General features: G+C 68.2%; 15 protein-coding genes. 3 read left to right on the forward strand and 12 right to left on the reverse strand.

Annotation, left to right across the window (positions count from 1 at the left end):
• Positions 1–172: 172 nt before the first annotated feature.
• Positions 173–667, reverse strand: a complete 495-nt coding sequence (locus tag EV137_RS33425) for a MarR family winged helix-turn-helix transcriptional regulator (RefSeq protein WP_238175733.1) — start codon at positions 665–667, stop codon at positions 173–175.
• Between the two features lie 67 nt (positions 668–734).
• Here EV137_RS33425 and EV137_RS33430 point away from each other — a divergent pair, with 67 nt between their 5' ends.
• Entirely contained in the window at positions 735–1,472 is a 738-nt protein-coding gene (locus EV137_RS33430) for a tetratricopeptide repeat protein (protein WP_134132128.1), read from the forward strand.
• Here EV137_RS33430 and EV137_RS33435 read toward each other — a convergent pair.
• Positions 1,462–2,172: a YqjF family protein gene (locus tag EV137_RS33435; RefSeq protein WP_134005501.1), complete on the reverse strand. Its 711-nt coding sequence runs from the start codon at positions 2,170–2,172 to the stop codon at positions 1,462–1,464. The genes EV137_RS33430 and EV137_RS33435 overlap by 11 nt on opposite strands.
• A 60-nt stretch (positions 2,173–2,232) precedes the next feature.
• Between EV137_RS33435 and EV137_RS33440 the strand changes: the two genes are divergently transcribed.
• Positions 2,233–3,291 carry an epoxide hydrolase family protein gene (locus EV137_RS33440; RefSeq protein WP_134132129.1) on the forward strand — a complete coding sequence of 353 codons (1,059 nt, stop codon included), beginning with the start codon at positions 2,233–2,235 and terminating at the stop codon, positions 3,289–3,291.
• On the opposite strand, the gene EV137_RS33445 is transcribed toward EV137_RS33440, so the two are convergent.
• From EV137_RS33445 to EV137_RS33480, 8 genes are all read right to left on the reverse strand, one after another.
• On the reverse strand, positions 3,288–4,289 hold the full coding sequence (locus tag EV137_RS33445) for a sugar phosphate isomerase/epimerase family protein (RefSeq protein ID WP_134132130.1): 1,002 nt from the start codon (positions 4,287–4,289) through the stop codon (positions 3,288–3,290). The two genes, EV137_RS33440 and EV137_RS33445, sit on opposite strands and share 4 nt — an antisense overlap.
• A 174-nt stretch (positions 4,290–4,463) precedes the next feature.
• Positions 4,464–9,836 (reverse strand): ThuA domain-containing protein, encoded by a 5,373-nt coding sequence (locus tag EV137_RS33450; RefSeq protein ID WP_134132131.1) that lies wholly within the window; start codon positions 9,834–9,836, stop codon positions 4,464–4,466.
• Between the two features lie 84 nt (positions 9,837–9,920).
• On the reverse strand, positions 9,921–11,081 hold the full coding sequence (gene xylA / locus EV137_RS33455; RefSeq protein WP_134005508.1) for a xylose isomerase: 1,161 nt from the start codon (positions 11,079–11,081) through the stop codon (positions 9,921–9,923).
• Positions 11,078–12,241 carry a Gfo/Idh/MocA family protein gene (locus EV137_RS33460; RefSeq protein ID WP_134132132.1) on the reverse strand — a complete coding sequence of 388 codons (1,164 nt, stop codon included), beginning with the start codon at positions 12,239–12,241 and terminating at the stop codon, positions 11,078–11,080. Before EV137_RS33460 ends, xylA begins: the two co-directional genes overlap by 4 nt.
• Positions 12,242–12,262: 21 nt before the next feature.
• On the reverse strand, positions 12,263–13,303 hold the full coding sequence (locus EV137_RS33465) for a substrate-binding domain-containing protein (protein WP_134005512.1): 1,041 nt from the start codon (positions 13,301–13,303) through the stop codon (positions 12,263–12,265).
• Between the two features lie 13 nt (positions 13,304–13,316).
• Positions 13,317–14,366 (reverse strand): ABC transporter permease, encoded by a 1,050-nt coding sequence (locus tag EV137_RS33470; RefSeq protein ID WP_238175734.1) that lies wholly within the window; start codon positions 14,364–14,366, stop codon positions 13,317–13,319.
• Between the two features lie 19 nt (positions 14,367–14,385).
• The gene (locus EV137_RS33475; protein WP_238175735.1) at positions 14,386–15,885 is read right to left on the reverse strand and encodes a sugar ABC transporter ATP-binding protein; all 1,500 of its coding nucleotides are present in this window, start codon (positions 15,883–15,885) and stop codon (positions 14,386–14,388) included.
• A 115-nt stretch (positions 15,886–16,000) separates the two neighbouring features.
• On the reverse strand, positions 16,001–17,263 hold the full coding sequence (locus tag EV137_RS33480; protein WP_134132133.1) for an ROK family transcriptional regulator: 1,263 nt from the start codon (positions 17,261–17,263) through the stop codon (positions 16,001–16,003).
• A gap of 157 nt (positions 17,264–17,420) precedes the next feature.
• Between EV137_RS33480 and EV137_RS33485 the strand changes: the two genes are divergently transcribed.
• Positions 17,421–18,644 carry a glycoside hydrolase family 99 protein gene (locus tag EV137_RS33485; protein WP_202871261.1) on the forward strand — a complete coding sequence of 408 codons (1,224 nt, stop codon included), beginning with the start codon at positions 17,421–17,423 and terminating at the stop codon, positions 18,642–18,644.
• Here the strand turns inward: EV137_RS33485 and EV137_RS33490 are convergent.
• Both EV137_RS33490 and EV137_RS33495 read right to left on the reverse strand, forming a co-directional pair.
• Complete coding sequence (locus EV137_RS33490) at positions 18,641–19,357, reverse strand: hypothetical protein (protein WP_134132134.1); 717 nt, start codon at positions 19,355–19,357, stop codon at positions 18,641–18,643. The two genes, EV137_RS33485 and EV137_RS33490, sit on opposite strands and share 4 nt — an antisense overlap.
• A gap of 249 nt (positions 19,358–19,606) precedes the next feature.
• On the reverse strand, positions 19,607–20,404 hold the full coding sequence (locus EV137_RS33495) for a dienelactone hydrolase family protein (RefSeq protein WP_134005518.1): 798 nt from the start codon (positions 20,402–20,404) through the stop codon (positions 19,607–19,609).
• Between the last annotated feature and the right edge of the window lie 11 nt (positions 20,405–20,415).

Below are 20,415 nucleotides of genomic sequence, written 5' to 3' on the forward strand. Positions count from 1 at the left end.
GCGCCGCCCGCGGCCGGCGGGCTCGCTCAGTCCGTGCTTGTTCTCACGCTCGGCGTTGGCGAAGTGGCTCAGCGACACCATCAGGTTCAGCGGTTCCATCGGTCCGTCCTCCGGTCTCTCGGTGCTTACACGGGGACGTCGGATCTGATCGGCCGAACTTGACATGCGGCAGCTAGGAATCTTTCTCGGTGACGAGCACGAGGCGCCGGAGCAGGCTGTCGAGGCTGGTCCGGTCGGCTGCGGGCAGGTGGTGGATCAGTTCCTCCTCGACCCGCAGGATGTCGCCGATGCCGCGCTCCCAGAGGGCGCTCCCCGAGGGGGTCAGTGTCGCAACCACTTTGCGGCGGTCGTCGCGGTCGTGCGTGCGTTCGACGTACCCGCGGCTCTCGAGGGCGTCCAGCCGATTGGTCAGCGCGGCCGGCGACATCCCGAGCTGCCTGGCCAGCTCGCCAGCTGTCGCACGGTACGGCGTGCCGCCGCGGCGCAGCATGTGGAGCGTCTTGAATTCCCACAGTTGCAGCCCGTACGCCGCCAGCACGGCTTCCCGCCGGCGCTCGAGGTACCGCGTCAGCACCTGGAGCCGGACGGTGATGCCTTCGACGTCCCGATCGAGATTGTCGAGCTCCCCGGCCCAGAGATCGACATGGGCGTCCACGAAATCTTTCACCCGCCTAACTTTTCAGCCACTGAAGGTTAGTTGTCAAATATTTCGATGTCGAAATACCGTGCAGTGCATGAGCCAACTCGCAGCCATCGATGTCGTCACCGCCGCCACCCACCTGATGCGCGCCGGCCAGTGGACCGCCGCGACCGATCTGCTGACCGCCGCCACCAGCGACGATCCCGCCGAGCGCGCGGCACTCACCCTGGCCCGGGCCGAGGTCGCGGTCGACCAGGACTTCGGCCGCCCGACCGACCACGCTTCGGCCGCGCTGGCGGCCGTCCATGACGATTCGTGGGATCTCGCCATGCTGACGTTCCGCCAGGACTACTCGACGGCCCTGTTCCAGACAGCTGATCGAGACGACCTGCGAGGCCGCGCTCGCGCGCTCATCGAGCAGGCTCCTGACGAGGCGCGGCGGGGCTGGGCGAACTTCTGGGCAGGTGCGATGACGGATAACGTGTACGAGCAGCCGGCCGAGGCGTGCAAGCACTACGAGGTCGCGGTGGAGCTCGGCGAGAAGTGCGACGACGAGTTGCTGATGGCACAGGCGCTCCGGCATCTCGGGTACCACGCCCACGCGTCCGGTGATCTGACCCTCGCGCGGACGCAGTGGGAGCGGTCGACCGAGCTGTTCCAGGACGTCGGTCACCTACGTCCCGCCCTCGCCCAGCAAGCGCTGCTCGCCGTGCTGCTGCGCGACGAGGGTGACGTCAAGGGGTCACGGGCCCTCGCGACCGAGGTCAACCGATGGGCACGTCAGTTGGGCGTCCCGTTCATCGTCGAGCAGACCGCAGAGCTCATGGCTTGAGCGGTACGGCGAACTCCGCCGGGACGCCGGCGCTGAACGCGACATGGTCGGGCGGGCGATCCGGCGGGACGAGGCCCACCGAGCGCAACAGACCGTCGGCGTCGAGGGACGTGAGGGTCGCGCTGTGCAGGATCCAGGGTGGGTGGTGGTTCGGCAGGTACCAGGTGCGGCCGGCGCGATGGACGTGCAGGCCCCAGCGCGCGGTGAGGAAGTCCTCGAGTGGCCCGATCGGCAGCCGATCGCCCAGGTCTACGCCGACGAGCGCATGAGCTCCGGAGCCACGGACGGTCGACGTGTAGGCGTGGTGGTTGCCGTGGCGTTCGTGGCGCATCCGCGCCCAGCGGTACGGCAACCCGAAGACCGTGCGTGCGGCCACCACCACGGCCAGCCGGTTCGCGTCGAGGCTCAGGAAAACGACACCACGCCGGCCCGTCTCGTCCACGGAGTACAAGCGGATGTTCGTCTCCAGGAACGATCCGAGGTACGGAACGGCCGGGCCGTAAGGGAGTCCGGTGCCGACCATGCGGAACGGCACCAGACCGACGTACGTCCGGCCGTCGAAGGTGTCCGGCCGGGTACCCCTCGGGAAGAAGTGCGCCACATCCTCCGGCGCGAAAGCCCAATGAACGAAGGTCAGATCCAACCACCGCTGCCGCAGGATTCGCGGCCGCGGCAGGTCAGGCGCCTCCGGCCAACTCATGAGATCGAGCGTAGCCGTAGCGGTCACGGGTTGTCCGCTACCGGTTCTAGTCTCGGTGCCATGGAGTTTCGAGCAGAGGTACCGCAGGCGGAGTTGGACGAGCTGCAGCGACGGCTGGAGGCGGCCAGGTGGCCGGATCAGTTGCCTGATGCCGGTGCGTCGTACGGCGTCGAGCTCGGGCGGCTGCGGGAAGTAGCGAAGTACTGGCGGGCGGAGTACGACTGGCGACGGTTCGAACGACGGTTGAACGCGTATCCGCAGTACGTGACCGAGATCGACGGGCAGCGGGTGCACTACCTCCGCGTGGGGTCCTCGGGTACGCCGCTGCTACTCCTCCACGGGTGGCCTGGCGCCGCGTCCGACTACCTCGACGTGATCGACGCACTGGCCCAGGACTTCACCCTGGTGGTGCCGACGATGCCCGGGTTCGGGTTCAGCGGAGTGACCGGCGCGACCGGGTGGGGTGTGGAGCGGATCGCGCGGGCGTGGGTGACATTGATGGAGCAGTTGGGGTACGAGCGGTATGGCGTCCACGGGTTCGACTGGGGAGCGCGGATCGGGCCGGCACTGGCGCGGCTCTTCCCCGAGCGGGTGATCGGGCTGCATCTCGACGGGTACGTCGCGTTCCCTCAGGGCGAGGAGCTGAGCGAGGCGGAGCAGCAGCGGTTGAGCGGGCTCGACCGCTGGCGGAACGAGCGGTCCGGGTACGCCGCGATCCAGGGAACGCGCCCGCAGACGCTCGCGTACGCGCTGGTCGACTCCCCGATCGGCCAACTGGCGTGGAACCTGGAATGGTACGACGACTACGGCCACCGGGAAGGTGCCGTCAGCAACGACCAGATCCTCGACAGCGTGACGCTGACGTGGTTGACCGGTACTGCGGGTTCGCAGGCCAGGCTCTACCGGGAGGCGCAGTCCTCCTGGGGCGCACACGTCGACCACTGCCCTGTCCCGACCGGACTCGCCGTCTTCCCGAACGACAGCACGGTGCGCAAGCTGGTCGAGCGGGAGTTCGACGTCGTGCACTACACCGAGTTCGACCGCGGCGGCCACTTCGCCGCCCTGGAGGTCCCCGATCTCGTCGTCGAGGACCTCCAGAACTTCTTCACCAAGCTCTAGGACGAGAAGGCGGCGTCGAACGACGCAGTCGGCGGGTCGAACGCCAGCGAACGGACGAACTGGAGTGCTTCGGCGGCGCCGACCAGGCGGTCCATCCCCGCGTCCTCCCACTCGACCGAGATCGGGCCGTCGTACCCGATCGAGTTGAGCATCCGGAAACACGCCTCCCACGGGACGTCCCCGTGCCCGGTCGAGACGAAGTCCCAGCCGCGGCGCGGGTCGCCCCAGGCGAGGTGCGAACCCATCCGGCCGTTCCGCCCGTTGCCGACCTGACGCTTCGCGTCCTTGCAGTCGACGTGGTAGATCCGGTCCTTGAAGTCCCACAGGAACCCGACCGGATCGAGGTCCTGCCAGACGAAGTGCGACGGGTCCCAGTTCAGCCCGAACGCCTCCCGGTGCCCGATCGCCTCCAGCGTCGCGGTCGTCGACCAGTAGTCGTACGCGATCTCCGACGGGTGCACCTCATGCGCGAAGCGCACGCCCACCTCGTCGAAGACGTCGAGGATCGGGTTCCACCGATCCGCGAAGTCCTGGTAGCCGGCCTCGATCATCGCCGGGGGCACCGGCGGGAACATCGCGACCGTCTTCCAGATCGACGACCCGGTGAACCCGACCACCACGTCCACGCCGAGCGCCCGCGCCGCCCGCGCGGTCGTCTTCATCTCCTCGGCCGCCCGCTGCCGGACGCCTTCGGGATCGCCGTCACCCCAGATGTGCGCAGGCAGGATCGCTTGATGGCGCTGGTCGATCGGGTCGTCGCAGACCGCCTGCCCGAGCAGGTGGTTGGAGATCGTCCACACCTTCAGGTTGTTCTTCTCCAGGATGTCCAGCCGGTCCCGGACGTACGCCGGGTCCTCGGCGGCACGTCGTACGTCCAGATGGTCGCCCCAGCAGGCGATCTCCAGCCCCTCGTATCCCCACGAGGACGCCAGCCGGGCCACCTCCTCGAACGGCAGGTCGGCCCACTGGCCGGTGAACAACGTGATCGGTCGTGCCATCTGTCTGTCTCCTTGTCGTGTCCTACTACTGCAGGGGCGTCCCCGGCGGCGTCCGGAGCGCTTGTCCGCCGCCGGGGACTGTCACCGTGGATCTCGCTGGGCCGTCGCCCGTCTGGGGCCGAACCAGCCGGGGCGGCGGCAGGTGTACGGCGGCGAGGACCCACGGCGACGTCATCAGCCGAGCCGTGCCTTCAGGTCCTGGCCCACCGCGGTCAGCAAGGTCCGCGCCGGTACGTCGGCGACCGTGCCGGCCGTGGCCAGGTACAGGTTGAGAGCAGCGGTCGCGGCCACGACCTGGTGGCGACCCGCGGCGCGCTCGGCGGTTCGGAGGTACGCCTTCAGCACCGTGGCAGTTGCCAGCGGCACCTTTCCGGCCGCGCGGTAGCGGTCGACCAGCTTGACCGCCTCGGCGTACGACGCGACCACCGTGAAGGGCACCGCGGTGGTCGAGGTGTTGCCCGCGACATCCGTGCCGATCGCGGTGATCGTGTGCGCGCCGAGCCCCAGCACAACACCGTCCAAGGCCCCGGTCGTTGGCTTCCCGTCGACGGCCAGTGTGACGGCGCCCGGGCCGGACAACGCGTCCGCCACGGTCGCCTGCACGGACGCCGTGGACGCGACTCCCAGCGTCCCGCCACTTGGCAGCCCGCTCACCACAACTGCCGGCGGCGTCTGATCGATCTTCACCGTGACCGACGAAGGTTCGGAGATGTTGCCGGCCGTGTCACTCCCCCGGACCGCGAGGGTCTGCGTCCCGTCGGCGGTCAGCGTGACCGGTGCGGTGTACTCCGACCAGTTGCCCTCACCAACCTTCTGCTCCAGGTACACCTGACCCGGCTGGTCGTCCGTACCCATCGCGGTGGCGGTCACCGGCCCCGTCCACCACCCCGCTTGCCCTGACGGCGTCGACGGGTTGAGCGTCAGGCTGACCGCAGGCGCAACCCTGTCGCGGACCAGCTTGAAGTAGTCGAACTTCGCGGTCTTCGATGCCGCCTGATCCACGCCGAACGCGTACACACCGAACTTCGCCGAGCCCAGCGCGGTGTTCGTCACGGGGGCCAGCGCGGTCCAGGTCAGGCCGTCCGAGCTGTACGACCCGGTGAAGGTAGAACCCGACTTGGCCAGCCGGAGATACCAGACGCCCTGAGCAGGGTTGGGGGCGTTCGGCTGCGGGGACTGGACGACGTCGGCCACTTCACTGCGAAGCTCGATGCCTCGGGCAACCGTCGATCCGGCGGGGTTCGTCGTCAGGTAGTCGAGTTTCACATAGTTCGCATCGTCGGCGTACACCAGCAGACCCGCCTGCTGGAACGCCTCGTCGAACGACGACGCGTCCACCTTGGTCTCGATCGTCCAGTCGCCGTCCGGTGCCGGCTGGAGCATCATGTTCCGCGGGTTCGTCGCCGTACCGCCGTAGATGTCACCCTTGCTCGTGTCGATCTCCAGGCCGCCGCCGGTCACCCGGTACGCGGCTGGATCGGGCCGTACGACGTCCGTCCAGCGGCACGCGTCGAGCGTCGTACCCGCGAACTCGTCGTCCGGTGCGGGCTGCTCGACAGTGTCGTCGGGAGTGATCGTGAAGTAGTCGAACGACGCCGCGATCGGCAGCGCCTCGGCCCGGTTCGCGAGACCGAACAGCCCGATCCGTGGATTGGTGATCCCCGCGAGCTGCTTCGTCTCCGGCATCTCGGTGAACGTCGCGCCGTCCGCGCTGTACGCCGCCTTCAGGTTCGCGCCGTCCGACGTGAACCGCACCCAGACCGTGTCCGGGTAGGCGGCGCCGAGGTTCGCCGTGTTCGATGCGGCCACCTCGTTCGGTGCGCCGTTCTCCTCGCGGATGAACTGGAAGATCCGGTCAGCCGCGGACGCCGTGGTCGACCGGCCCTGGAGAACCATCTTGGCGTAGTTGTCGTCGTCGCCGTACACGATCAGCCCGGCCTGCTGGTAGGCCAACCGGGCCGGCAAGGTCACCTTGGCGGTCGCCGACCAAGCACCGGCGGGGAGCGGTTGCAGGACGATGTTCGGTGTCCCGGTGTTGCCGGTTCCGTAGATGTCCGTTGCCGTCAACGGGATCGACAACGCACCGTTCCCCACGGACAGCTCTTGGTTGCCTCGGACCACGGCCGACCAACGGGTCGTGTCCAGCGTCGTACCGTCGAAGCCGTCGGAACGGCCGGTCAGACAGGTCGGGGCCGACGGTGCGTCGACTGTTACGTCGACCTTCGAGGTTCCCGCGGCCCCGCGCGAATCGGTGACGGTCGCGACAACGGTGTGCTTGCCCGGAACTGTGAACGTGTGGGAGGCAGTGGGACCGGTCGCAGTCCCGCCGTCGCCGAAGCTCCAGGCGTAGGTGAGTGGCAGGTCGCCCTCGGGGTCGGTTGCGGCCGCCGTGAAGTCGACTGCCAACGGAGCCTTACCTTGTGTCGCAGACGCTGTCACGGTCACCGCGGGGCGCTGGTTCTCGGTGACGCCCTTGCCGATGAACTTGACCCAGTTGACGTTCAGTTGCCCGGTCGTCTTCACGAAGTACAGCGGGCCGCTGTCGAGTGACGCGCCGCTGACCGCGCCGGTGAAGTCGCGGTACGTCTGCCAGCCGCCCGTCGGCGACACCTGGATCGTCGCCACCACAGGCCCGTCCGTCGGCGAGCCCTGGCGAACCTGCACTGTCGCGCCGGCGTCAGGCGACGCGGCCCGGAGCTGGATCTGGTCGATGTTCGGCAGGTTGGTCGGCTTCCAGCCCCACCAGTCACCGTCCTCGATGAACCCGATGTTCTTGCCGCCACCGGCGGTGTCACCGGTGTCCTCGACCTGTACGCCGGGAGCCGATCCGGGCCCACCGGTCTCGCTGAAGAACTCCGCCTCGCGGGTCTTCGGTTGCAGCTGGACCACCTTCTGCGTGGTGATCTTGCCCGTCCCCGGCGCGCCCTTGTCCGTGTACGTCACGGTGACGATGCCGAAGATGTTCGCGCCGACATGACCCTGGTCGCCGGGCAGCGGGAACGTCCCCTCACACCCGTGGTACTGCTCATAACCGTGCGCGTGCTCGTCGTGCCCGAGCGCCGGCTGGGTGACGACGTCGTTGCAGTCGACCGTCCCGTCCTCGGGGTCGGTGACTGTCACCTTGTAGTGGATCGTGTCGCCGAAGTCGAAGAACCCGCCGTCGACCGGTGCTTGCACGGTGATCGTCGGCGCGGTGTTTCCGGCCGTGATCGTCCGGTTCGACACCGCCGTACGCCCGTCCGGATCGGTCACCGTCAGCCGAGCGGTGAACACCCCGGCGGTTGTGTAGGTGTACGTCGGCTTGGCGTCGGTGCTGTCCGTCGTACCGTTGCCGTCGAAGTCCCAGGCCAGCGTCACCGGTTGCCCGTCCGGATCCCGCGACCCGGTCGAGTCGAACGCGACCGTCAGAGGCACCGGACCGGACGTCTTGTCGGTCGCGAACTGCGCGATCGGCGCCCGGTTCCCTTGGATGTAGTCGATCCGGTAGACGCCCGAGTCGGCGTTGTTGCCGCCGAACCCGCTCCCCCACTCGATCACGTACAGCGCGCCGTCCGGCCCGAACTGCAATGCGTGCGGCCGGATGAAGTTCAGCTTCTGCAGCATCCGCGAGACATCCGCGACGCCGCTGCGATCGTCGTTCAGTTGCACGGAGAACAGCCGGCTGTCGTTCCAGTCCGCCCAGACCGCCTTGCCGTCGAAGTACTCCGGCCACTTCCGGTCCGACGGGTTCGCGGCATCGAACTTGTAAGCCCCACTCGTCATCGGGGCACCGCTGCCGCCGATCTCGGGTACGCCGGTCGTCGACTTCCCCTGCCACATCGTGGCTGGGATCGCCGCGGGCAGCTGAGTGAGGCCGGTGTTGTTCGGCGACTCGTTGACCGGTGCGTCGCAGTTGAAGGTCGGCCCCGACGTTCCCGTCGCGAAGTCGTAGTCGTTGTACGGCGTGTTCGCGCCGACGCAGTACGGCCATCCGTAGAAGCCCGGCTTGGACAGGATGTTCCACTCGACCCGGCCGTCCGGTCCGCGGGTCGGCGAGACCGCACCGGCGTCCGGCCCGTAGTCAGCGACGAACAGGTGATTGGTGGTCGGGTCGATCCCGATCCGGAAGGGGTTGCGGAAGCCCATCGCGTAGATCTCGGGCCGTGTCTTCGCCGTACCGGGAGCGAACAGGTTGCCCGCCGGGACGGTGTAGCTGCCGTCGGCCTCCGGATGGATGCGCAGCACCTTGCCGTTCAGGACGTTGCTGTTGGCCGCCGACCGCTGCGAGTCCCACGCGGCCCGGCCGGCCCGCTCGTCCAGCGGCGCATAACCGTCGGAGTCGAACGGATTGCTGTTGTCACCGGTCGCGATGTAAAGGTTGCCGTTGCCGTCGAACTCGAGCGCGCCGCCGGCATGGCAGCACTGGTCGCGTTGCGTGTCGATCCGCAGCACCTGCTGCTCGCTCGCGAGGTCAAGAGTGTCACCAGTCACCTTGAACCGCGAGACCCGGTCGAACGGCTCCGCGCTCACCGGCGAGTAGTACAGATAGATGAACCCGTTCGACGCGAACCCAGGATCCAGAGCGATACCCAGAAGCCCGAATTCCTGACCGGTATAGACGTTCAGCGTCCCTGCGGTGACGACCGAGCCGTCGGTCTTGACGATCTTCACCGCGCCGTTCCGGTCGATGTAGAACACCCGGCCGTCGTCGGCGATCGACAACTCCATCGGGTTCGACGTGTCGTCGTCCAGCGTGACTTTCTCGTAGCTGTCGCTCAGCGACGCGCCGCAGTCCGCCGGCTCCACACCGGCCGCGGTCCTGATGCCACCGAGCAGTTGCTTGCGGAACGTCGGATCGGCGTACGACTCGATCGTGTGCCCCATGCCCGTGTACCAGGCGCGGCCGCCGTCGTAGTCCTGGCACCACGTGATCGGGTGCTCGGGGCCCATGTTGCCCCCGCTGTACGACGTTTCGTCGAGCGACGCGAGCACATGGACGGTGCCGCGCGGATTGGTCCGGTAGTTGTACCACTCGTCGGTCCGAGGCCAGAGCGTCGGAGCGTCCTTCGTGGACGGGTGCGCGTGGTCCTCCACCTTCACCGTCGCACTCGGCGTACCCGCGGGGTGGCTGTCGAAGTAGCTGCCGACGAGCTGCCCGTACCAGGGCCAGTCGTACTCCGTGTCGGACGCGGCGTGGATTCCGGCATACCCGCCGCCGGCTCGGATGTACCGCTCGAACGCGGCTTGCTGGTCCGCGTTCAGGACGTCACCGGTCGTGGACAGCCAGATGACGACCTCGTACTTCGCCAGCTCGGTGTCGTTGAACATCGTGGAGTCCTCGGTCGCGGTGACCGTGAAGCCGTTCTCGGTCGCCAGGTCCTTGATCGCCTGGATTCCGGCCGGGATCGAGTCGTGCCGGAAACCGGCGGTCTTGCTGAAGATCAGGGCGTTGAACGTCTCGTCACCGTGCCCGGGATGGGCCCGGGCGGGTGACGGAGTCAGTAGTGCCGCGAACAGGGCGAGCACGAGAGCACACACCAAAGTGCCGTGCCTGCGTAGCTGGATCATGCGGAGCTCCTCATGGGTCGGACAAGGGCGCGCGCTCCACTACAAGTCCCGTGCTCTGCCCTGCGCGGGAGTACTACGGCTGGGTCAGCGGACGCCGAGCAGGTGCTCCATCGCCAACTGGTCCAGCCTTTCGAACCCGAGACCGCGCTCGGCCAGCGCGTCCCGGTCGTACGTCGCGTTGCGGAGGTCGTCCAGGGACTCACCCTCGGCCAGGGTGGGTTCGGACATCTCCGCGACACGTGCGGCGGCGAGTGCCTCCGCGACCTCGGGGTCGGCCCGGAACGCCTGCACCTTGTCGCGCAGGATCAGGTAGTTCCGCATGCAGCCGCGCGCGGTCTCCCAGACGCCTTCCTCGTCCTCGGTCCGCGGCGGCTTGTAGTCGAAGTGGATGTAGCCCTCGTACGCCGGGTAGCTTCCGGCGCCCTGCAGCACGTCGACCGTCCAGAACGCCTCGCGCAGGTTGCCGGCCCCGAACCGCAGGTCCTGGTCGAACCGCGGACCGTGCTGGCCGTTGAGGTCGATGTGGTACAGCTTCCCGTGCCACAAAGCCTGCGCGATCCCGTGCGCGTAGTTCAGCGACGCCATCTGCTCGTGCCCGACCTCGGGGTTGATACCGACCAGCTCGGGGTCGGCGAGGTCGTTGATGAACGCGATCGCGTGCCCGATCGACGGCAGCAGGATGTCACCGCGCGGCTCGTTCGGCTTGGGCTCCAGCGCGAACCGGATGTTGTACCCCTGCTCGCGGACGTACGCGCACAGGATGTCCATCGACTCCTTGTACCGGTCGAGCGCCGCCCGTACGTCCTTCGAGCCGCCCGACTCGGCGCCCTCACGGCCGCCCCAGAGCACGTACGTCGTCGCGCCCAGCTCGGCCGCGAGGTCGACGTTGCGCAGCACCTTCGCCAGCGCGTACCGCCGTACCTGACGGTCGTTCGCGGTCAGGCCGCCGTCCTTGAACACCGGGTGCGCGAACAGGTTCGTGGTCATCATCTCGACGACCATGCCGGTGTCGGCGAGTGACTTGGTGAAGCGTTCGAGCGTCTGCGCGCGGGTGCTGTCGTCCGGTACGACGTCGTCGTCGTGGAACGTGACCGCCGCGGCGCCCAGTTCCGCGAGCTTCTCGACGGCGTGCACCGGGTCCATCGCGGGGCGTACCGCCGTACCGAACACATCGACGCCCTGCCAGCCGACGGTCCACAGTCCGAAGGAGAACTTGTCGTCCTTCGTCGGGGTATAGCTGTTCATTCCGGAATCTCCTGCCATTGACGGGATGTCGAACTGGCCTCGACCGCGGCGAGCACGCGCTGAACGCGCAGCCCGTCGGCGAACGACGGTTCCGGATCGGCGCCTTCGGCGATCGCGGTGACCAGGTCGACGACCTGATGGGTGAACCCGTGCTCGTAGCCGAGTAGGTGGCCGGGTGGCCACCACGCCGCGACGTACGGGTGGTCGGGTTCGGTGGCGAGGATGCGGCGGAAGCCCGCCGTCCTCGAGTCTTCGCCTGCGTCGTAGTAGTGCAGGAGGTTCATGTCCTCGAAGTCGAACGCCAGACTGCCGAGGCTTCCGTTGATCTCGATCCGGATCGCGTTCTTCCGGCCGGTGGCGAAGCGGGTCGCCTCGAAGACGCCCAGCGCGCCGGAGCGGAAGGTGGCCAGGAACACGGCCGCGTCGTCGACCGTGACGGGTCCGCGTTCGGTGCCCGCCGTACCGGCCAGGCCGGAGTGCTCGGCCGCGACCGGGCGCTCCTTGACGAACGTCTCGAGCCGCGCGCTCACCTCACCGATCGTGTCGCCGGTGATGTACTGCGTGAGGTCGATGATGTGCGCGCCGATGTCGCCGAGCGCGCCCGAGCCGGCCTTCTCCTTGTCCAGCCGCCACGACAGCGGCGCCTCCGGATCGGCGATCCAGTCCTGGAGGTACTGCGCCCGAACGTGCCGGATCGTGCCGAGCTTGCCGTCGGCAACGAGCTGGCGGGCCAGCCCGATGGCCGGCACCCGGCGGTAGGTGAACCCGACCATCGACCTGATCCCCTTGGCCTTGGCCGCCTCGGCAGCCGCGGTCATCGCCTCGGCCTCCTCGACGGTGTTGGCCAGCGGCTTCTCGCACAGCACGTGCTTGCCGGCCTCCAGGGCTGCGATCGCGATCTCGGCGTGACTGTCGCCCGGCGTGCACACGTCGACCAGCTGGACGTCGTCGCGACCGAGCAGCTTGCGCCAGTCGGTCTCGGTCTCCTTCCAGCCGAGTTTCGTCGCGGCCGCTCGAACAGCCTCGGCGTTACGGCCGCAGAGCACGTTCATGGCCGGGTCCAGCGGCAGGTCGAAGAAGCGCGGCGCGCTCCGCCAGGCCTGCGAATGCGCCGCCCCCATGAACGCGTAGCCGATCAGGCCGATGCCCAGGTTCTCCATGACTCTCCTAGCTCTCTCGAATCAGCTTTCGAATGCGGTGGGCAGGTACTGGTCCACGTTGTCCTTGGTCACCACCGGCGCGTAGAGCTGCACGGTGCGCGGCACCTCGACCTCCACCAGGTCGCCGAGGGCCTTCTTCTGCACCAGCAGCCGGGCCAGCCGGATGCCGTCGGCACCCTGCGTGGACGGGTAGATGACGGTGGCCTTGAGCAACGAGTTGCCGGACTTGATGTCCCGCATCACGTTCGCCGAGCCGGCCCCGCCGACCACGAAGAACTCCTTGCGGCCGGAGTTCTTGATCGCGGCCATCACGCCGACACCCTGGTCGTCGTCGTGGTTCCAGATCGCGTCGATCTTCGGTGCGGCCTGCAGCAGGTTGGCGGCAGCCTTCTCACCGGACTCGACGGTGAACTCGGCGGCCACCCGGTTGCTGACCTTGAGACCGCAGTCGGCGAGCGCCTCCTTGAAGCCCTTGCTGCGGTCCTGAGTCAACGGCAGCGAGTCGATCCCGGCGATCTCCGCGACCACCGCGTCCTTCTTGCCCTTCAGCTGCTGGCAGACGTACGTGCCGGCCGACACGCCCATCCCGTGGTTGTCACCGAGCACCGTCGTACGGGCGGCGAACGGGCTGTCGAACTCGCGGTCCACATTCACGACCGTGATGCCGGCCTCCATCGCCTTCGTCGCGACCGGCGTGAGCGCGGCCCCGTCGTACGGCAGCAGGACGATGGCGTCGACCTTCTGGTTGATGAAGGTCTCGACCTGGCTGATCTGCTGGTTCACGTCGTTGGTGCCTTCGGCGACCACCAGCTCGACGTCGGAGTACTTCTTCGCCTCGGCCTGGGTGGCCTTGGTGATCGCGCCCATCCAGCCGTGGTCGGCGGCCGGTGCGGAGAACCCGATCTTGACCTTCTTGCCGGGTTCGTCGTTCTTCACGGCGGCCTGGTTCGCCGGTGGATTGCCGGCGTTCTCCTCGGCCTTCGGGGTGTTGCTGGTGCAGGCAGCCAGTGCGAGCACACTCAGCCCTGCGATCACCAGGGTACGGGCGGAACTTCGGGACATCTTTGTCCTCCTTCTACGATCCGGTGGAACGACGCGCCAGCCGTTGCTGGAGGAGGACGGCGATCACGATGATCGCGCCCTTCGCCACCGACTGGGCGGAGATGCTCAGGTTGTTGAGGGTGAAGACGTTGTTCAACGTCGTGAAGATCAGTACGCCGAACACGGTGCCGCCGATCGTGCCGCGGCCACCGGACAGCAGCGTGCCGCCGATCACCACCGCCGCGATCGCATCGAGTTCGTACAACTGACCGTGGGTAGAGCTCCCCGTTGTCGTCCGCGCCATCAGCATCACCGCGGCGATCCCGCAGCACAGCCCGGCCAGGACGTACAGCGCCACGGTGTGACGCTGGACCTTGATACCCGCCAGGCGGGCGGCCTCGGCGTTCCCGCCGACGGCGAAGGTCCGGCGGCCGAAGGTGGTCCGGTTCAGCAGCACCCAGCCGGCCGCGGCGACCAGCAGGAAGATCCAGATCAGCACCGGTACGCCGATCAGCGAGCCGCCGAAGAAGTCGGTGAACGAGTTGACCGTGATGATCTGGGTCTTCCGGTCGGAGATGATCTCGGCCAGGCCACGCGCCGACGCGAGCATCGCCAGCGTCGCGACGAACGGCACGATCTTGCCGTAGGCAACCAGCAGGCCGTTGACCAGGCCGCAGGCGGCGCCGACCACGAGCGCTGTGGTGACCATGAAGACCCAGTGGTAGTCGGCGGCCAGTTGCTGGGTCGCCAGCGTGGTCGCCCAGACCGAGGCCAGCGCGACCATCGCGCCGACGCTCAGGTCGATCCCGCCGCCGGTGATGACGAACGTCATCCCGACGCTGACCACCCCGATGACCGCGGCCAGCCGCAGGATGGTCAGCACGTTCGCACCGGTCGCGAACGTGTCGCCCGCGGTCGCGACGCCGACGACGCACAGCAGCACCAGCGCGACGACGAGCCCGAGGTTGCGGCCGAAGCCCGACCTCAGCAGGTCCCTCGACGACCGTGGCCTCGCCGGCTGGGTGACCGTGTCCTGCTTCGACGGTGTCGTGCCATCCTCTTCCGTCGCGATGTCCTCACTCATCACCTCGCCCTCCCTTTCATCAGGCCGAGCCTTCCATCACCAGGTCGAGGACCTGGTGTTCGTCGATCTCTTGCGCGGGCCCCGTGTGGACGGCCCGCCCCTCCCGCAGTACGACGACCCGGTCGGACAGACCGAGCACTTCCGGAACTTCGCTGGAGACCAGCACGATCGCGACCCCGTTGGACGCCAGCTCCCGAATCAGCGCGTAGATCTCCGAACGCGCCCCGACGTCGACACCTCTCGTCGGCTCGTCGAGCAGCAACACCCGGCAGTCCCGCAGCAACCAGCGCGCGAGCACCACCTTCTGCTGATTGCCACCCGACAGGTTGCGCACCGGGTGATCCACGCCCGGCGGACGCACATCCAGCGCCAGGGCCAGCTTCCCGGCCGCTTCCCGCTCGGCCCGGTTGTTCAGGAAACCGCTGCTCGCGAACCGTCCCAGCGTCGACACGGTGATGTTCTTGAACACCGCCTCGTCGAGCAGCAGCGCCTGGCTCTTCCGCTCCTCCGGTGCGAGTCCGACACCGGCCTTCACCGCATCCTGCACCCGGCCGGGCCGCAGTACGGCACCGTTGACCCGGACGAATCCGGTCGCCGCGCGTCGCGCGCCGTACACGGTTTCCAGTACTTCGGAACGTCCGGAGCCGACCAGCCCGGCCAGGCCGAGGATCTCGCCGGCGCGAACGCCGAACCCGATCCCGGCGAACTCACCTGGCCGGCTCAGATCGACTACCTCGAGGACGACGGGGGCGGTGTCCGGGACCTCGTTGCGGGGCGGGAAGACGTACTCGATCGAGCGCCCGGTCATCAACTGGATGAGTTCCTTGGTCGGCGTCCGGCGGGCGTCGAGGCCGGTGGCCACGGTCGCGCCGTCCTTGAGCACCGTGACCCGGTCGCCGATCTCGCGGATCTCCTCGAGCCGGTGCGAGATGTAGACGACCGCGACACCGCTGTCGGTCAGGCTGCGGATGACCCGGAACAGGTTCGACACCTCTTCCGGATCGAGCACCGCGGACGGCTCGTCCATCACGATCAGCCGGGCCTCGCGGGACAGCGCGCGGGCCATGCTGACCACCTGCTGACCGGCGGCCGGCAGCGACCCGACGGTCCGGTGCACGGGGATCTCGGCATGGCCGAGGCCCTGCAGGATCGCGCGTGCCTTCGTGTTCGCCTCGTGGGTCCGGCTGAAGCCGTAGCGGGACGGTTCGTGGCCGAGAAAGATGTTCTCGGCAACGGTCAGCTCGGGCACCAGGTCGAGCTCCTGGTAGATCGCCGCGATACCGCGCTGGATCGCCGCGGTCGGGCTGTTCAGCTGCACCGGCTCGTCGTTGATCCGGATCATGCCCGCGTCCGGCTGGTGGGCGCCGGTCAGCACCCGGATCAGCGTGGACTTTCCCGCACCGTTCTGCCCGAGCAGGCAGTGCACCTCACCGGCCCGGACGTCGAGATCCACACCGTCGAGCGCCCGTACGCCGGGAAACTCCTTGACGATGCCCGTCATGTTCAGCAGGCCGGTCACGGGGCCTCCCGTCCTGGACTGAGGAGCGGAGGGAGCGAAGCGACCGGAGCGACGAGGGAAGGACTGGAGTCACAACCCCGTGACCCGCCGCGCCGGAGGCGCGGCATCAATACCGTCATGTCGCCGCCCCGATCCGCGTCGGGTCGACGAAGACCTGGTCGAGCGAGATCTGCGCGCCACCGCGGACGGCCGCCGCGAAACCGAGCTCCGACCGGACGACCCGGCAGCCGCCGCCGTCCGGTGCGATCACCCGCTCCTGGATCGCCTTCTCCAGTGGTTCTTTCAGCCACGGCCCGAGGACGGCGAAGTAGCCGCCCAGCACGAGCACGTCCGGGTTCAGGATGTTCACCAGGATCGCTCCCCCAATCCCCAGCCAAGTGCCGACGTCCTTCAACGCGGACAGCGTCCGCGCGTCCCCCGCTTCGGCCCGCCGGGTGATGCCGGCCAGCCGTTGCTCCACGTCCAGCGCCGGATCCCGCACCGGGTCGTCCCTGTCCGTTGCCTTGTGTAACAGTGCGGTCAGCCCGACGACCGTCTCCCAGCACCCGGTCCGCCCGCAGCCGCAGGTCCGCCCGGGCGGAGCGACCGGCATGTGCCCGACCTCGCCGGAGTACCCGTGCCCACCGCGCATCAGATGCCCGCCGGCCACCACGCCGCCGCCGACACCGACCGCTCCGGTCAGCAGCACGAGGTCATGCATGGATTCGCCTTCGATCCCCCGAAGTTCGGCGTACGCCGCCAGCGCCGCCAGGTTCGCCTCGTTGTCCACATGCAACGGGTACGTCGGCTCACCCAGCCGCATGCGCATCTCCTGCGCGACGGACAGCTCGCCCCAGCCCAGGTTGGGCGCCAGCTTCAACTCACCCGTCTCCACTTGCACGAGCCCGGGCACAGCGAGCGTGACCCCCGCCAACTGCCCGTTCCTTGCCTCCACCGCCGCCACGGCCTCCCGCACCAGGCCGGCCAGGCGATCGAGCGTCGCACCCGGCTCAAGATGTGCGACGTCAACAGGAACCCGCTTCTCGAGCACCACATCGCCGGCGAGGTCGAGGGCCGCGACCGCGAGGTAGTCGACGTTGATCTCCGCGCCGACGCCGCAGACACCGGTGCCGTCGAGTTCGACGAGCTGCCCCGGGCGGCCGAGGGCGCGGCTCGAGTCGGCGAGACCTTCGCGGAGCAGACCGCGTTCGACGAGCTCGGCGACCAGGCTGCTGACGGTCGCCTTGTTCAGGCCGGTCTCCTCCGCGATCCGGGCCCGGGACCGAGGGCCAAGGTCGCGGACGTGCCGCAGTACGACCGAGAGGTTGTTGCGCCGAAGCGACACGTGATCGGCGGCAACGCCCCGGCTCCCCGGGCGACGGCCGTCCGTCAGCGTCATCTGGGCACCCCTCCCGAGATTTTGTCTGTTGAACCAACAAACTAAGTTCACGCAGGAGAAGGCGTCAAGACCTCAACCCAGTCAAGTTATTGCAGGATCTTGTAGACATTTGTACGCTCGCGGCAATCACTCCTGCCCGCCCCCTCCAGGAGCACTTATGAAGCTCACTCGTCGTACCCTGCTCGCCACCACCGCCGCAGCCGCTCTGGCCGGCAGGTCCCAGTTCGCCTCCGCCGCCAGTCCACCGGGCGACGTCGTCGGGAAGGTCACCGTCGGCTACCAAGGCTGGTTCGCCTGCGCCGGCGACGGCGCGCCGATCAACGGGTGGTGGCACTGGAGCAACAACTGGGGTCAGCCGCCGTCGCCGGCCAACACCGCGATCGTCAGCTGGCCGGACGTCCGGGACTTCACGTCGACGTACCAGACGGCGTACGCGAATCTCGGGAACGGGCAGGCGGCTCGGCTGTTCTCGTCGTACGACCAGCAGACCGTGAACACGCACTTCCAGTGGATGCAGCAGAACGGTTGCGACACGGTCGCGCTGCAGCGGTTCAACCCGACCGGCGGCGAAGGACCGACGCGGGACGCGATGGCCGCGAAGGTCCGGCAGGCCGCGGAGCAGTACGGGCGGAAGTTCTACATCATGTACGACGCGACGGGCTGGACGTCGATGCAGTCGGAGATCAAGGCGGACTGGACCTCGAAGATGAGCGCGTACACGTCGTCACCGGCGTACGCGCGGCAGAACGGGAAACCCGTCGTCTGTATCTGGGGGTTCGGGTTCGACGAGGCCAACAAGGCGTGGCCGGCCGACGTGTGTCTGGACGTCGTGAACTGGTTCAAGGGACAGGGCTGCTACGTGATCGGCGGCGTGCCGACGCACTGGCTCCCGGGCAACGAGGACTCGCGGCCTGGATACCTGGACGTCTACCACGCGTTCAACATGTTGTCGCCGTGGATGGTCGGGCGGATCAGCGACATCGCGGGCGCGGATCACTACTACAACAACGTGAATCAGCAGGACCAGGCGGACTGCAATGCCCACGGGATCGACTACCAGCCGTGTGTGATCCCCGGCGACCTGCAGTCCGGGCACCGGCGGCACGGCGACCTGATGTGGCGCCAGTTCTACAACCTCACCCGCGTCGGCGTGCAGGGCCTGTACATCTCGATGTTCGACGAGTTCAACGAGGGCAACCAGATCGCCAAGACCGCCGAGACGGCCGCCTGGGTCCCGACCGGGTCAGGCTTCCGCGCGCTCGACGAGGACGGTACGGCGTGCTCGTCCGACTACTACCTCCGCCTGACGAACGACGGCGGCCGCATGTTCAAAGGACAGGCGCCGTTGACCTCGGTGCGGCCGACGGCGCCGATGGGCTAGAACAGCTCCATGCTGTCGGCGGTGGCGGTGATGACCGGGTTGTCGAAGTAGAGACGGCAGGCGATCGCGTGGCCGGCGCAGGTCAGGAGCGACGGGCCCGCGGCGTCGACGACGCGGTACCCGACGGGATGGACGCAGCGTTCCACCTCACCCTCGTTCGCCCGGCCGCAGCCGAGAACGTGGCAGGTGACGGTGTCGCCGACGTTCATCAGCGTCAGGCCGTGCTCAGGACAGACACCCCAGCCGACGCCACAGGCCTGACCCTCGTTCGCGGCCAGCCGAACGAGCTTCCCGGCAGTGACCTCGAGCCTGCTCGCCAGGTCGCGGAAGGTGGTCGCGGCCTGGTCGAGGTCGCGCCGGAAGCGCCGCAGCTCGACGGACTCGGGCATGTTCTGCGTCGCCGCGTGCAGGTCCTCGGCGAGCGTCATCGCCGCGACCGCGATCTCGTCGACCCGGACGGGCGTGTTGAACTGGTGCAGCGTCGTACCGCTGGTCTCCCGCGGCCGATCACGCACCTCGGACAGCCAGTCCGACCGCGGTACGACGTCCTGCGGCTCGTCCAGGCGGATTTCGCCGACCTGCTGCCCCGCGTGCCACTCCGACGACGGTGGTTCAAGGTGAGTGGCCGGTTGCGGAGCGTGACCATTGGCTTCGTTGGCAGGTCCGGTCCCGTCCATCGGGATTCGGCTTTCCTGCGCTGTCCGCCCGTTCATACAGCCTCACTCATCCGGTGCATGACACCCGCCATTGCGCGTCCCCTGTAGTGCCTCTGGTGGCCGATCGTGCCATGCCTGCGGTACCCACGACCAGAGGAACTACAACGGCGTCACCCACCGCTCCCCCGCACTTGCGGACCGCAACGATCAACCCCCAGGCAATGCCAGAATTCCCCATCGTCGGGGCACCAAATCACACCGTGCGGGTTACCCAACGTAGTTTTGACATTTCCTTACGGACCGTCGTCACGCCGTTGCTGTCAGCTGCTCCCGGAGGAACGCCACGGCGCGCGTCCGGGCGTGGTACGCCGAGTTCGGCGGGTCCTCGCGCAGATCGCGGGTGAGCACCGAATGCGCTGTCCGACCGTACCCGTCCGGGTTGCCCGGTGCCGAGTCCAACTCGATCACCTCGAACGCGTCACCGAGCTGCGCACGGAGCGTGACGAACCGCTCGACCGGCGCCATCCGGTCCTTGCTGAACCGCATCCCGAGGACGCAGAGACCGTCGGTCCGGGTGCGCTCCTTGACCACTTCGAGCTCCCACTCCGACAGACCGGGATCGCGGCGCAGCTTCGCGCTCACCGCGAACGGCGTCGACGGCTGGCTCAACACCGGTGCTTTCACCACGTCCTCAACCGCGGTGGCGAGCGCGAAGCCACCGGTAAAGCACATTCCGATCACACCCACTCCGCGTCCCGGCGTCCGCGCGGCGAGATCAGTCGCGACGGCCCGCAGGTACTTCGTGATCGGGCGCTCGGCGTTCGCCGCGAAGCACCGGAACTCCTTCGAGACGCACAGTCGCGCGAGCACGCCCAGCGCGTACCCGGTGGTCTCCGCGCGTCCCGGCGTACCGAACGGCGACGGGATCACGACCGTGAACCCTTCGCTCACCAGATGCTCGCCGAACGCGGCCACCTCGGGCGTGAGACCGGGGATCTCCGGAATCAGCACCACACCCGGCCCTTCGCCCTTCTCGAAGCAGTCATAGGTCAGGCCGCCGCCACTGAACGGCGCCCTCCGCCAGGAAGCCAGGTCCGCATTCATAGCGAGAAGTC

It is taken from the genome of Kribbella pratensis, from assembly GCF_004366075.1.
GTDB classification, from domain to species: Bacteria; Actinomycetota; Actinomycetes; order Propionibacteriales; family Kribbellaceae; genus Kribbella; species Kribbella pratensis.

Bases quoted from the DNA above. Each gene is read 5' to 3' on its own strand.
- EV137_RS33430 (WP_134132128.1), top strand. From the start codon at position 735: ATGAGCCAACTCGCAGCCATCGATGTCGTCACCGCCGCCACCCACCTG.
- EV137_RS33435 (WP_134005501.1), bottom strand. From the start codon at position 2,172: ATGAGTTGGCCGGAGGCGCCTGACCTGCCGCGGCCGCGAATCCTGCGG.
- EV137_RS33440 (WP_134132129.1), top strand. From the start codon at position 2,233: ATGGAGTTTCGAGCAGAGGTACCGCAGGCGGAGTTGGACGAGCTGCAG.
- EV137_RS33445 (WP_134132130.1), bottom strand. From the start codon at position 4,289: ATGGCACGACCGATCACGTTGTTCACCGGCCAGTGGGCCGACCTGCCG.
- EV137_RS33450 (WP_134132131.1), bottom strand. From the start codon at position 9,836: ATGATCCAGCTACGCAGGCACGGCACTTTGGTGTGTGCTCTCGTGCTC.
- xylA (WP_134005508.1), bottom strand. From the start codon at position 11,081: ATGAACAGCTATACCCCGACGAAGGACGACAAGTTCTCCTTCGGACTG.
- EV137_RS33460 (WP_134132132.1), bottom strand. From the start codon at position 12,241: ATGGAGAACCTGGGCATCGGCCTGATCGGCTACGCGTTCATGGGGGCG.
- EV137_RS33465 (WP_134005512.1), bottom strand. From the start codon at position 13,303: ATGTCCCGAAGTTCCGCCCGTACCCTGGTGATCGCAGGGCTGAGTGTG.
- EV137_RS33470 (WP_238175734.1), bottom strand. From the start codon at position 14,366: ATGAGTGAGGACATCGCGACGGAAGAGGATGGCACGACACCGTCGAAG.
- EV137_RS33480 (WP_134132133.1), bottom strand. From the start codon at position 17,263: ATGACGCTGACGGACGGCCGTCGCCCGGGGAGCCGGGGCGTTGCCGCC.
- EV137_RS33485 (WP_202871261.1), top strand. From the start codon at position 17,421: ATGAAGCTCACTCGTCGTACCCTGCTCGCCACCACCGCCGCAGCCGCT.
- EV137_RS33490 (WP_134132134.1), bottom strand. From the start codon at position 19,357: ATGAACGGGCGGACAGCGCAGGAAAGCCGAATCCCGATGGACGGGACC.
- EV137_RS33495 (WP_134005518.1), bottom strand. From the start codon at position 20,404: ATGAATGCGGACCTGGCTTCCTGGCGGAGGGCGCCGTTCAGTGGCGGC.